This window comes from Paenarthrobacter sp. NPDC090517, assembly GCF_044769165.1.
Classification (GTDB): Bacteria; Actinomycetota; Actinomycetes; order Actinomycetales; family Micrococcaceae; genus Arthrobacter.
The window spans coordinates 137,973-150,502 of the sequence record NZ_JBIVXN010000004.1; the positions used below are offsets into that span (position 1 = coordinate 137,973).

The 12,530-nt window shown below is 63.5% G+C and carries 11 protein-coding genes and 1 tRNA gene; all 12 read right to left on the reverse strand.

What is annotated here, in order from left to right:
* Window positions 1–46: 46 nt before the first annotated feature.
* On the reverse strand, window positions 47–985 hold the full coding sequence (locus tag ACIQTW_RS14200) for a lipid kinase (protein ID WP_402937863.1): 939 nt from the start codon (window positions 983–985) through the stop codon (window positions 47–49).
* A 110-nt stretch (window positions 986–1,095) separates the two neighbouring features.
* Window positions 1,096–2,451 carry an ABC transporter substrate-binding protein gene (locus ACIQTW_RS14205; RefSeq protein WP_402937866.1) on the reverse strand — a complete coding sequence of 452 codons (1,356 nt, stop codon included), beginning with the start codon at window positions 2,449–2,451 and terminating at the stop codon, window positions 1,096–1,098.
* A gap of 223 nt (window positions 2,452–2,674) precedes the next feature.
* Window positions 2,675–2,748, reverse strand: a tRNA-Leu gene (locus tag ACIQTW_RS14210).
* A gap of 21 nt (window positions 2,749–2,769) precedes the next feature.
* Window positions 2,770–3,690 (reverse strand): N-acetyltransferase, encoded by a 921-nt coding sequence (locus ACIQTW_RS14215; RefSeq protein ID WP_402937869.1) that lies wholly within the window; start codon window positions 3,688–3,690, stop codon window positions 2,770–2,772.
* Between the two features lie 101 nt (window positions 3,691–3,791).
* A complete protein-coding gene (locus ACIQTW_RS14220) occupies window positions 3,792–5,246 on the reverse strand; it encodes an FAD-dependent oxidoreductase (RefSeq protein WP_364308279.1) in 1,455 nt (484 codons plus the stop codon).
* Window positions 5,247–5,284: 38 nt separating this feature from the next.
* Window positions 5,285–6,685, reverse strand: coding sequence for a S8 family serine peptidase (locus ACIQTW_RS14225; protein WP_402937872.1), 1,401 nt, complete (start codon window positions 6,683–6,685; stop codon window positions 5,285–5,287).
* Window positions 6,682–7,650 carry an exopolyphosphatase gene (locus ACIQTW_RS14230; protein WP_402937874.1) on the reverse strand — a complete coding sequence of 323 codons (969 nt, stop codon included), beginning with the start codon at window positions 7,648–7,650 and terminating at the stop codon, window positions 6,682–6,684. Before ACIQTW_RS14230 ends, ACIQTW_RS14225 begins: the two co-directional genes overlap by 4 nt.
* Window positions 7,647–8,330, reverse strand: a complete 684-nt coding sequence (locus ACIQTW_RS14235) for a DUF501 domain-containing protein (RefSeq protein WP_402937877.1) — start codon at window positions 8,328–8,330, stop codon at window positions 7,647–7,649. The genes ACIQTW_RS14230 and ACIQTW_RS14235 overlap by 4 nt, the downstream gene beginning before the upstream one ends.
* 68 nt (window positions 8,331–8,398) lie before the next feature.
* The gene (locus tag ACIQTW_RS14240) at window positions 8,399–9,160 is read right to left on the reverse strand and encodes a septum formation initiator family protein (RefSeq protein WP_402937880.1); all 762 of its coding nucleotides are present in this window, start codon (window positions 9,158–9,160) and stop codon (window positions 8,399–8,401) included.
* Window positions 9,161–9,308: 148 nt separating this feature from the next.
* Entirely contained in the window at window positions 9,309–10,589 is a 1,281-nt protein-coding gene (gene eno / locus ACIQTW_RS14245; RefSeq protein WP_011773994.1) for a phosphopyruvate hydratase, read from the reverse strand.
* 116 nt (window positions 10,590–10,705) lie between these two features.
* Window positions 10,706–11,395, reverse strand: a complete 690-nt coding sequence (locus tag ACIQTW_RS14250; protein ID WP_402937884.1) for a MazG nucleotide pyrophosphohydrolase domain-containing protein — start codon at window positions 11,393–11,395, stop codon at window positions 10,706–10,708.
* Window positions 11,373–12,515, reverse strand: a complete 1,143-nt coding sequence (locus ACIQTW_RS14255; RefSeq protein ID WP_017198716.1) for an adenosine deaminase — start codon at window positions 12,513–12,515, stop codon at window positions 11,373–11,375. The genes ACIQTW_RS14250 and ACIQTW_RS14255 overlap by 23 nt, the downstream gene beginning before the upstream one ends.
* Window positions 12,516–12,530 lie beyond the last annotated feature (15 nt).

Here is a 12,530-nt window from a genome sequence, read left to right on the forward strand (position 1 = left end):
GAAGGCCTGGTTCCGGTGTCGCGCCGGAACCAGGCCTTCAGTGTTTTCAGTTTCGTCCCTCAAACGTTGCGCTGCTGCTGTTCCCCGGAACCACCACGTGCAGCGCATTTCGCTCAACCGTGAAGTCGGTGGGCGTGCTGGTAGTGATCTCGCCGTCGAGGTTCACCGGGAGTGGCGGAATGGTCACCAGCCTGACATTCCGGCTGGTTAGGTGGAGCACACGCTCGTTTTCCACAAACTTGCCGTTCTTGAGCGAACGCGCAATCTTTGCCTGCTCCCACAGCGGCGCCGCGTGGATCGCGTAGATGTCCAGTGTGTGATCGTCGATGCCTGCGGTCGGAGAGACCGCGTTACCGCCTCCGTAGTACCTTCCGTTTCCCACCGCCACCTGCAGCAAGTCCTCCAACTCCACCGGCGCATGGTCCCCGTCCGGGAACTCAATGCGGGCGTGGAACGGCTTGTGCGTGGCGTAGGAGCGAAGCGTTGCCACACCATATGCCAGGGGCCCGATGAGTCGTTTGAGGCGGGGACTGAGCGCCTGCGTGACTGCCACGGACAGGCCGGCCGAAGCCACGTTGAGGAAGGGTTGGCCGTTCGCCCGACCGAGGTCGATGTCCACTACTTTTCCGTCCGCGAGGGCGGCGCAGGCGCTGCCCAGGTCCCGGGGGATTTCCAGCGTCCTGGCAAGGTCATTCGCGGTGCCAAGCGGAAGAACACCCAGCACGACGTCGGTACCCGCCACGAGTCCTGCTGCGGAGGCGACTGTTCCATCGCCTCCGCCAACCACCACAAAATCGTGACCTTCGGTGACTGCTTGCTCCAAGGCCCGGCCGAGGTCCCCGCCCCCGGACACCGTGTACATCGCGGAGACCGGGAGATCCGCCTTTGCGAGACTGTCTGCCACCAACTTTTGAGCCGCGGAACCTTTGCGTGAACCGGCGTTGATGACCACGGCGATGGAGCGGGCTTCCCGGGTTAGCTTCATGAGGCCATGGTAGGTCTACAGCCTGTGTGGGGGCTTTGTTAACCCCAACGGGTCCCCTTCCTTGTGAGGAAGGGGACCCGTTGCTAACTGCGGTCTAGTTGGCGTTCAGCTTAGAGCTTGCCGAACTCTTCGCGGACCGGCTTGTAGGTGTTGTCGTCCTGGTATTCGTAGATACCGATGTATGCCTCGGTGGGGTCACCGGCATCGGAGAACGTTACCGGACCGGACTGGCCGTCGTAGTCAACGTCCTTGCCCTCGCGGAGCAGGGTGACGCATGACGGGAAGTCGGTGCACTTCTCGCCGCCTTCAGAGACTTCCTTGAGCTTGGCCGCGATGTCCGTGCCCTTGGTGCTCTTGGCTGCCTCGGAGGCCAACGCGATCAGGTTCACGGCGTCGTAGGACTCGCCTGCGTAGCTGTAATCCTTCAGGGCGGGATCGATCGCGAGGAGCTTCTGCTTGAAGGCGTCCTTGGCGAACGTACCGGGGATGGTTCCCTGTGCGCCCTTCATGGTGCCTGCCTGGAAGTCCTTGCTGTAGTCCGAGGTGTTGCCGTCAACCATGAACAGCTGCGTGGGCTTGACGCCCTTTCCGGTCATCAGGGGCACGATGCTCTTGGCCTGGTCGAAGGTAATCAATGCGATGGCATCGGGCTTGGCTGCCAGGACCTTGTCCACCTGGCTGCTGAACTGCGAATCACCCTCGTTGAAGAGTTCTTCCGCAACAACCTTGCCGCCGGCTGCCTCGAAGGCTTCCTTGACGTTCTTCTGCAGGCCGGTTCCGTAGGCGTCGTTGAGAACGATCATGCCAACAGTCTGGGCGCCACAGGTAGCCATGTAGTTACCGAGAACCTTGCCCTGCAGGACGTCGGACGGTGCCGTGCGCCAGTAGAGGCCCTTGTCGTCCCACGTGGTGAAGTCAGGTGAGGTGTTCGCCGGGGAGAAGTGGATGACGCCAGCGCCGGTGATCTGGTTGATGACCGTCTTGGAAACGCCCGAGGAGGCCGCACCGATTACTGCGCTCACACCCTGGCCCAGCAAGGCTGTGGTGGACTGCGTGGCGATGTCGGTCTTGGTATCACCGGAGTCGCGGTGGGTGACTTCCACCGGGGCGCCCAAAACGCCACCGGCGTCGTTGACTTCCTTGACGCCGAGGTTGACACCGGCAATTTCGGGTGGGCCGAGGAACGCCAGCGACCCCGTTGTCGGCAGGAGCGATCCAAGCTTAAGCGGCGTAGCCGTGGTGGTGGTCGAGGGAGGTACAGGTCCCGTGTTGGTGGCAGCCTGGCTGTTGCCGGCTCCCGCCCCGCCGCTCGGTGCCGGGCAGGCGATACCTGCCGGGGCGGCGGATTGAGACCCAGTCTGGGTAGGTGTCGAAGACCCACCACAAGCTGTGGCCAAGAGAGCGACCCCAATGCCAAGCGCTGTTAGCTTGGCGGCTCGGGGCGCCGCTGGGGAAAGATCAAACATTCGTTGTCTCCTCGATCGAAAGGTGCGAACTGCCTTTGATGCGATTACTCAGGTGTTCCTGATTAAGACTCAAACTAGTGCAATTGCCCCGGGAACATAAGTGATTCAGGTCACATCCCTATAACACTCGTTGCCTGTGGGGAATCTACGAGCTTGCTGGGAAAAGTCACTGAAGAGGAGAACCGTGCACACGAAGGGAGAAAGAGCTCTCACCTTGCATCTGTGCCCCAGGTGGGACTCGAACCCACAACACGCGGATTTTAAGTCCGCTGCCTCTGCCAATTGGGCTACTGGGGCGCCCGGACCATGGTATCCCAGCTAGAGCCGGTTGAATGGCGCGGCGTAGCGAAAGGTGCCCCGGACGCCGTCGGGCCATTCCGGCAGGGGTAGAAGCTGGAAGTGCTCGCCCCACATCGCCTCAGGCGGTTCAACACCCATGGAGGTGGCCGGAACGTAGCCGAAGCGCGGGTAGTAAAGAGGGCTGCCGAGCAAGGCAATTCCCGGTTCTCCGAGTGCAGTGGCACGGGCCGCTGACTCGCGCATCAACGCCGAACCAACCCCGCGCCGCTGGAAGGGTGGAAGCACGCCTATGGGACCCAGGCCCAACAGTTCGAGTTCTCCCACCCAGCCCCTTGTGCTGATCGCGTGACCCACGATTTCCCCGCCCATTTCCGCCACGATGCTGAGTTCCGGAACATACTCGCTGCACTCAAAGAGCTCCCGCAAAAGCCCCACTTCAACCGGGGTGCCTTCAACGGGTTCACCGGTCACCGGGGAGACGGAAAACGCGCGGGCAGTGAGCTCCAGGATCTCGGCCCGGTCCTCGGGCCTCTCGGAGCGCAGAACCACGCCGCGTGCCAGGAGCCGCAGCACGTCCATGGCCCGGCCGGCGTCCGCCGAGGGCACCAACAGGTGATCGTGATGGAAACCTGCCAGCACGTTGCAACTGATCCCCGCGTGTGTCAGCGCAGCACTGACAGCAGCAGTCAGCCCCACGGCTTCCAATGCCGAATGGACTTGCAGCGTGATCCATGTGGCCACGAAATCGTAGCTAAGACCCAAAGAATCGGCTTCGTCGCGGTGAAGGACCACCGTCAGGCCTTCGGCCTCGCGAACGGCCGCTTCGATGCCACCTTCCAGCGGCCGGCCGTGCGGCCACAGGGCGTAAACGTAGTCGCCATCGCGGGCTACGGGATGAAGCGACTCCAGGAGCGTCTTCAGATCAGTTTCACCGGACATGGCAACAGTCTAGGGGCGCAGGCCGCGCCACTGCTGAGCAGCAGGCATTAAACGCCGACGGCGACCATCCCCCATAAGGGGCGGCCGCCGTCGTGCGTGTACTACTTGGCGTCAGCAGTTACCGGAGTCTTGACTTCCTCGGCAACCGGCTTGGCTTCCACCGGCGCCGGAGCGGCAGCAGGCTTGGGAGCCGGCGTCGCTGCGGCCACGAAGGCGCCGCGCGGGTTGTCCAGGTCCATCAGCGGAGTGGTGTCGCGGCCCGCGAAGAAGGCCAGGATCCAGCCGAGGATCACGCGGAACTTGCGCTCCACCGTGGGCATCGCCATGCCGTGGTAACCACGGTGGGCCAGCCAGGCGAGGCCGCCCTTGAGGCCGATGCGGCCGAGCAGGTTGATGTTTGCAACACCCTTCCACTCGCCGAAACCGGCTACAGCACCGAGGTTCTTGTGCTTGTAGTCGTGCAGCGGCTTGTCCCAGCGGGAGGCCCAGAGGTTCTTAGCGAGCTTCTTGGCCTGGCGCAGGGCGTGCTGGGCGTTGGGGACGCAGGTGCCGTCCGGCAGGCCCTTGCCCGTGAGGTCCGGAACGGCGGCGATGTCGCCGGCTGCCCAGGCGTTCTCCACGATGCCTTCATCGCCTGCGATGCGCAGGTCAGGCAGGACGCGAACGCGACCACGCGGTTCCAGCGGGAAGTCGGTGGAGCGGATCATCGGGTTGGCCTGCACACCGGCAGCCCACACCAAGGTGTCTGCTTCAACTTCGCCGGCGGGGGTCTTGTCCGGGAGGTTGATCAGCTTGAGGTTGCCCTCGGCACTGTCAAGGGAAGTGTTGAGGAGTACTTCGATGCCGCGGCTGCGGAGGTGCTCCACAACCCATTCGGCCTGCGAGGCGGTGACCTCGGGCATGATGCGGCCCATGGCTTCAACCAGGATGAAGCGGACTTCTTCCTGGCGGATGCGCGGGTTGTTGCGCACGGCAGCGCGGGCGAGGTCTTCCATTTCGGTGAGGCACTCGATGCCGGCAAAGCCGCCACCCACCACAACGAAGGTCAGAGCCTTGGCGCGCTCTGCGGGATCAGTCATGGTGGAAGCTGATTCGATGCGCTCCAGCACCTTGTTGCGCAGTGCAACGGCTTCCTCAATGGTCTTCAGGCCGATGCCCTTGTCCGCGAGGCCCTTGATGGGGAACGTGCGGGTGATGGCGCCGGCTGCGATCACGACATCGAAGTACGGGATCTCGAAGTTCTCGCCGCCATCGGACGGGGCGATAACCGCGGTCCGGTTAGCGTGGTCGATGCTGGTGACGCGGCCCTGGATGAGCTCAGTCTGCTTGAGGTGCTGACGGTGGGAGACGACGGCGTGGCGTGCCTCGATGTTGCCACCGGCTACTTCCGGGAGGAAGGGCTGGTAGGTCATGTACGGCAGTGGATCAACGACGGTGACGATTCCGCCTGCGTTCGCGATCTTCTTCTGCAGTTTGAGTGCTACGTACAGGCCGACGTAGCCGCCGCCGACGACGAGAACCCGGGGACGGTCAATGAGCTCTGGGGTGGTTGCCATGAATCCAGAGTACAGTACTTTGTGAAAATCTTCACTAACTACTTCCTCGAGGGTGGATCCACCTTCAAAAGCGCGCCCGTCTCGGCTTCTTCGGGCACCGCCGGCGGGTTCTTCAGGACTCTCCGCAACTGGATGGCTGCACCCGCCACGAGGGCGACAAACAACGCACCAAAACCCAGCACGACGGCCGCAGGAAGGGCTTCGTCCACAGTGGCAGGGGCCTTCGCAACAGGGACCGTCGGGTCGGCAAGCGTGGGAGCAGCGCTGGTAGGACTCGCCACGGGCGCTTGAGAGGGTTCGCTAAAGACGCCGCGGCGGTGGACGCGGATCCAGTCCGCGATGGAACCCAGCGGGTTGGTGCTGGTGATGGGTACGTCGTTCTTCAGCGCTGCTTCCGCGTTGAGGATGCCGTAGCCATATAGGGGGTCCTTGCCCGGGGCGCCGGCATCCTTGGCAGTGCTGACGATCCTGTTGATGACCTGGGTAGCGCTCATCTCCGGCCATTTGGAACGGATCAGTGCTGCTACACCTGAAACGATGGGCGCCGCTCCGGACGTTCCTGCCCACTCGGCATACGAACCGCCGGGAATGCCGCCCACCAGTTTCTCCGCAGGAGCTGCTACACCAATACTGATGCCTTGGGACGATGAGTCGACGCTGGCGCGTCCCTCGCCATCCAACCCCGCCACCGTAAGGACGCCGGGAATGGTTGCCGGGGCTCCAACCTGGACATTGCCTCCCACCCGGTTTCCCGCGGCGGCAACAATCACCACATCTTTTTGCTCCGCGTACAGGAACGCTGCGTCCCAGCTCTGCGGCCAATCCGGCGAAGTACTGCCGAGGGAAATGTTGATGACCTTGGCACCGTTGTCCACAGCCCAGCGCACGGCCTCGGGTATCTGTTCCTGGTCGGTCTTGCCGCCCGGGTTTGGCGACCCGAGCCACGTTGAAATCGCGAGGATCTCCGCTTCGGGCGCAACGCCCGTGATCCCGTCCGGTCCCCCGGCGGGCGGAGTGGTTGGGGGCGGTGGAGCGGGTGATGCAGATGCTGACGCGGACGGCGAAGGCGGCGGGGTGGGGGTGATGTGGCCACGCCCGGCGAGCATCGTTGCCACCAGCGTGCCGTGTTCGGTCTTGGCGCCGATGCTCTTCTGTCCGTTCGGAGCCCCGGCCCCGGAGACATCTGTCCCACCGACTACGACGCCTTTGAGATCCGGGTGGCTTCCGTCAATACCGCTATCGATGATCGCGACCTTGACGCCGGCGCCCTTGGACACCTGCCAGGCGTTGGTTACACCCGATTCCTTGAGCCAGTACTCCTTGTCGCGCCATGCGTCCGCGTTGGCTGCCGGAGCCGACAACAGCGCACCTGCAAGCGCCCCGCCAGCCAACGTGGCGGCAAGCGCAGCGGACAGGTTGCGTCGGTGCCGCAACGTCATTCGCCGTCCCGGATACTCAGGGCGATGCCGTCAAGAATGTCGTGTTCGCTGGAAACAGCCGCGCGAATGGTGCCGTTGCTGACCGTTTCCATCCGTGCCAGAATGCGGCGCCAAACCAAAGCTCCCGCTCCGATCACATCAACGCGTCCCGGGTGCATGTAGGGAAGGGCAGCACGTTCTTCGCGCGTCATGTCCAGCAGGCTGGTGCATGCCTCGGTGATGGTTTCGAGATCCAGCGAAGCACCGTGGATCCGGTCCGGCTCGTATTCGCTCAGGCCCAGCGCGTGCGCAGTGATGGTGGTGATGGAACCAGCGACCCCAACCACCGCTGTGGCGCGGTCGAGCGGTACCGTCTGAGCGGCAAGATCAAGTGCGGCATCGACGTCGGCCTCTGCTGCGGTGATTTGCGCAGCAGTGGGCGGATCGCTGCGAAGGTGACGTTCAGTCAGCCGCACGCAGCCAATGTCCACCGAACGCGCTGCGATAACGCCGCTGGAGTCGCCCAGCACGAATTCAGTACTCCCTCCGCCCAGGTCCACCACCAGGATGGCGTCCTCCCCAGTGGCTGGCAGGACGCTGCTGGCTCCCGCGAAGGACAACGCAGCTTCCTCGTCACCCGAAATGACCTCTGGCTGCACGCCCAGGAGATCCCGGATGCCGTCCACAAAGATTTGGCGGTTACTGGCATCACGGGTTGCCGACGTAGCGGCGAAACGGACTCGTTCGGCACCGTGTTCGTTGATGAGGCGCGCATAGTCCCGCGTAGCAGAGAACGTGCGCTCCAAGGCCTCCGGAGCCAGCTCTCCCGTGGCATCGACGCCCTGGCCCAGCCGCACCACGCGCATCTCACGCACGACGTCGGTCAGCGGACCCTGTGCAGCGTTCTCGGTTAGCCCATTGGAGACATCAGCGATAAGCAGCCGGATAGAGTTGGTACCGCAGTCAATGGCAGCCACGCGGGTCATGATGTGCCCTCCTGCCCGTCCGGGGATTCAATCTTTGACTTCCGTACCGGCGCGGGACGACCCACGATGTCCGGCAGCCCTTGGGGACCATGACGGCTCAAGTCCCGCGAAGGAGCCTCACCGGCCGTGTCCCAGGCGCCGTCGCAATAGCAACGGTCCTTGGTCCACCACTCCGTGATGGCATCCAGTGCCTCGTCCCCCAGCGGATTGACCCCCGGTCCGGCGGCCAAAGAATGACCCACCAGGACATGCAGGCACTTCACGCGGGCGGGCATACCGCCGGCAGAGATACCGTCGATCTCGGGCACCGCCCCGGTGCCGGAGCGATCCGCGATCTGGTTGCGGGCCTGAAGATATGCGTCGTGGGCGCCATGATAGGCGGAGGCCAGCTCCTGGTCAGCGGTCAGTCGCTCGTTCATCTCGTTCATGAGCCCGCCCGCTTCAAGGCGCGACACTGCGGAAGTGATTACCGGGTGGGTCAGGTAAAACGTGGTGGGAAACGGTGTTCCGTTGCTGAGCCGGGGAGCTGTCGCTGCCACCAAAGGGTTGCCGCAGACGCACCTCGCCGGGATCTCGACCACATCCCTGACCGGCCTGCCCAGCTGTCGGCTGAGGACCTCAAGATCGTGTGCTGATGGCTGGCGGGATTCCTGCGGCACGGCTGCCGTGTTCTCTTCCACTTGCGCTGCCAACCTTCCTGCCCCTTTTGTCACGTCCCATGCGGACACGACGGCGGCGGGCACCGCGTCTAGTCAGTTGCCGATCGTCTGATTGACTCCCAGAGAGCATCCACCCAAGGCAGATTCTCCGGGTTGGCCGACGATCCGGAGCCGGTGCGGCCACCCGGTGTGCCGGCGGCTTCTTCTCCCCCAAACACCCAGTAACCTGTTTCACCCGGCATAACCATGTTAATGCGGTCGCGGGCCTGCTGTTTCACGTAGTTGGGGTCCTGCCACCGGGAGAGCTGCTTGTTCAGCTCGGTTTGCTCCGCTTTCCTGCTCGCAATTTCCGCTTCCAGCGCTGAAATTTCGGCGCGTTTCTCGAGGAAAATCTTCACGGTGGGGGCCAGCAGGACAGTGATGGCAATCATCACCACAGCCAGTGCAAGCATCCTGCCGGAGAACGCCTTCGCCGGTACGGGATCCAGCTCCCGGTCATCCTTCGCCCCGGGCCGTGGTTTTTCTTTGCCCTTGTCCGCAGTCTTCGGTGAAGTGCCTGCCGGCTTGCTCTCCTTGCCCGCCTTGGTACCGGTGGGCGTCTTGCTGTTGCCAGGGGCTTTGGCGCCAACCGCCGCCGTCGATGTCTTTGACGAAGCCCGCGGCCCTCCGAACTCGGCCTTGATGACGTCAGCGCCCTCAGAACCTGCCCCTTCAGAGCCCTTGCCGGCAGCACCGCCTGCGCCGGCCGGACGGGCACCACTTGACGGACGGGCACCACTGGCCGGACGGGCACCACTTGACGGACGACCAAGGGCGTCGGCCCTGGGTACCTTTGGACGACGGGTGGCCATGACACTCCTGTAATGCCCGGTGCTTGCCTGGCGGGTTGCTGCGCTTGCTGTTGCTGACCTGGCCTGTGTTAAACAGAACCGGAGTTAAACAGAACCGGTGGCCATGGTCTTTCCACCATAGCCACCGGTTGCGTGTTTTCGCTGAAGGCTAGCCCTTGAAACGCGGGAACGCGCTACGGCCGGCGTAGCGTGCGGCGTCGTCGAGTTCTTCTTCGATGCGCAGCAGCTGGTTGTACTTGGCAACGCGCTCGGAGCGGGCCGGGGCACCGGTCTTGATCTGGCCCGCGTTGGTGGCAACGGCGATGTCAGCAATGGTGGTGTCCTCGGTTTCGCCGGAGCGGTGCGAGGTGATGGTGGTGTAACCGGAGCGCTGGGCCAGGGAAACGGCGTCGAGCGTCTCGGTCAGGGAACCGATCTGGTTGACCTTGACCAGCAGGGAGTTGGCTGTGGCCGTCTCGATGCCCTGCTGCAGGCGGACCGGGTTGGTGACGAAGAGGTCGTCGCCAACAAGCTGGACCTTGTCACCAATGGTGTCGGTGAGGGTCTTCCAGCCTTCCCAGTCGTTCTCGTCCAGCGGGTCTTCGATGGAAACCAGCGGGTAGTCGGCAACCAGCTCAGCGTAGTAGGCGCTCATCTCGGTGGCCGAAAGTGCCTTGCCTTCGAACTGGTAAGCACCTTCCTTGTAGAACTCGGAAGACGCAACGTCCAAGGCAAGCGCGATGTCCGTGCCCGGGGTGTAGCCGGCGTTCTTGATGGCTTCCTGGATCAGGTCCAGCGCAGCGCGGTTGGACGGCAGGTTGGGGGCGAAGCCACCCTCGTCGCCGAGGCCGGTGGAGAGGCCCTTTTCCTGAAGGACAGCCTTGAGGTTGTGGTAAACCTCAACGCCCCAGCGCAGGCCTTCGGAGAAGGTCTCGGCACCGATCGGAGCGATCATGAATTCCTGGATGTCCACATCGGAGTCGGCGTGCGAGCCTCCGTTGAGGATGTTCATCAGCGGAACGGGAAGGACGTGCGCGTTCGGGCCGCCCAGGTACTTGTACAGCGGCAGGTCAGCAGAAGCTGCGGCAGCGTTGGCAACGGCCAGGGAAACGCCGAGGATGGCGTTGGCGCCGAGCTTGCCCTTGTTGGGCGTACCGTCCAGGTCGATCATGGCCTGGTCAATGCTGCGCTGGTCAGTGGCGTCGAAACCAATCAGGGCCGGGGAGATCTCGTCGATGACGGCGTCAACGGCCTTCTGGACACCCTTGCCGAGGTAACGGCCCTTGTCGCCGTCGCGAAGCTCAACGGCTTCGTGCTCGCCGGTGGAGGCACCGGAGGGAACTGCTGCGCGGCCGATCTGGCCGTCGGAGAGCAGGACCTCAACTTCTACGGTCGGGTTTCCGCGGGAATCAAGGATCTCGCGTGCGTGGATGGCATCGATAAGCGCCATGGATGTGCTCCTTATGGGCGAATTACAGGAATGTGGAGGGAAATTCTCAACGTCCTCGTCGCTACTAGCGTAGTCGAGAGTGGCTTACGTTACGGCACGGCTTCCAACGGTTCACGTCATGAAGGCTGCGCCTGGTTGTTCTGAAACGATCGAACTGCGGCACGGAGGGCCCGTTCGGCGTCGAGTCCTTGCTCCCGGGCACCCGCGACGACGGCGAGCAAAAGCTCCCCCAGCACCTCTTCGGTGGCCGGGAAGGCAGGAAGTCCGACGGCGGCGAGCCGGCTTTGGGCGTCAACGGGCGTGCCGGCGCGGACTGCCCGGTCGAAGGACTTCTGGGCTCCTGCCAACGCCGGCAGGTGGGGCGGAATCCCCGCGAAGGGGTCTTTCCGCTCCGGCTTTTCCGCGCGTTTGGCGGCGTCCCACTTGACGATGATTTCCTCGACGCTGGCCGGGAAACTCTCCTGCAGGGAACCGTCGGCCTTGAAGACGTGCTGGTTTCGCCGGACCATCTTGGCATTGATGCTGCGCGCCACATCCTCGAAATCAAAGCTGCCGCGCTCCTCGGCGAGCCGGGCATGAAGCACTACCTGAAGCAGCACATCGCCCAGCTCGCCGCGGAGCTCGTCATCTACCGCACCGGCTTCGATCGAATCAACCACTTCGTAGGCTTCCTCGATCAAGTACTCCACCAGCGACTCGTGGGTCAGGGCGCCCATCCACGGGCAGTGCTCCCGGAGCGCGGCTATGGTCCGGATGAGCTCCGGCAAGCCACTTGGGCCGTTGTCACCCGAGGTTGGCGTAGGCATCGTTGATGTACTCAACCAAGGCTTCACGCTCGTCCAGCGGCAGGAACGCTGCCTCGGCCGCGTTGAGCGTCAGCTCGAGCAGATCATCGAGGTCGTAGTCAAAGGTCTCCACCAGGAGTTCGAACTCGTCGGTAAGGGTCACGCCGCTCATGAGGCGGTTGTCAGTGTTGATGGTGACGTTGAAGCCGAGCTGGAAGAGCATGTCCACCGGGTGGCTTTCGATGCCATCGCCAAAGCCGGAAATGGCACCGGTCTGAAGGTTGGAGGAAGGGCAGATTTCAAGGGCGATCCCGCGGTCGCGAACCCATGCTGCCACACTGCCGATGGTCACCATGCCGATGGTGTCCTCGCCGTCGTCGTCGGAGTTGTCCTCAAACTCCACTGAGATGTCCTCGGCGATCCGCACGCCATGGCCAAGGCGCAAAGCACGCCCGTCCACCAAGGCGGATTGGATGCTCTCCAGACCCGCAGCCTCGCCAGCGTGGACCGTTGCCGGGAAGTTGTTCTCGGCCAGGTAGGTGAAGGCATCCTTGAAGCGGGACGGGAGGAAGCCGTCTTCGGCGCCGGCAATGTCGAAGCCGACGGCACCGTTGGCGCGGTGGCGGACAGCGAGTTCTGCAATTTCCTGACCACGGTCAGCATGGCGCATGGCAGTGATGAGCTGCCCAACCTGAATCTGCTGGCCGCGCTCTTCGGCGGAATCCATGCCGGCTTCGAGCCCGGTCTGGACTGCTTCCACAACCTCGTCCAGGGTCAGGCCCTGCTGCAAGTGCTGTTCAGGAGCCCACCGGACTTCGCCGTATACGACGCCGTCCTCGGCCAGGTCCTCCACGAATTCCTTGGCGACCCGGAACAGGCCTTCCTTGGTCTGCATGACGGCGACGGTGTGGTCAAACGTTTCGAGGTAGCGGACCAGCGAGCCGGAGTCAGCGGATTCACGGAACCATTCACCCAGCGCCACCGGATCGGTGGAGGGCAGGGTGTGGCCGGCGGCCTCAGCCAGCTCAATGATGGTGGCCGGGCGGAGTCCTCCGTCCAGATGATCGTGGAGGGAAACCTTGGGAAGGCTCTTCAGATCGAAGTCAAGGGCAGGGGCAGCGTCAAGAATGGGCTCAGTCACGTACTAAGACTAGTC